The sequence below is a fragment of the Clavibacter sp. VKM Ac-2873 genome (assembly GCF_015351075.1).
Taxonomy (GTDB): Bacteria; Actinomycetota; Actinomycetes; order Actinomycetales; family Microbacteriaceae; genus Clavibacter.
Genome location: NZ_JADKRS010000014.1, coordinates 1 through 401, shown reverse-complemented (window position 1 = coordinate 401; position 401 = coordinate 1). Strand labels below are relative to the sequence as shown.

Annotated in this window: 1 pseudogene; it reads left to right on the top strand. The window is 70.3% G+C overall.

Annotation, left to right across the window (positions count from 1 at the left end):
• A pseudogene (locus ITJ44_RS15745) lies at nucleotides 1–401 on the top strand (DUF1573 domain-containing protein); the annotation flags it as partial.

Here is a 401-nt window from a genome sequence, read left to right as displayed (position 1 = left end):
CTGGCGCCGGGTGCGTCGACGACGGCGACGGCGTCGTATGTGGTCACGCAGGCGGATGTGGATGCGGGCAGGGTCGACAATGCGGCGACGGGTGCGGGGACGCCTCCGGGTGGCACGCCTGCGGTGGAAACCCCGCCGTCGGATACGACGGTCACGATCGATCCGGCTCCGGGCATCACCGTCGCGAAGTCCAACCAGCTCGAGGGCACCTTCGCCGCCGGGCAGACCGTGACGTACTCCTTCGTCATCACGAACACCGGCAACACCACCCTCACCGACGTCACCGTCGACGAGGCGGCGTTCTCGGGGACCGGGACGCTGTCGGAGATCTCCTACCCGACGCGCACGCTGGCGCCCGGCGAGCAGACCACGGCCACCGCGACCTACACCCTGACGCAGGC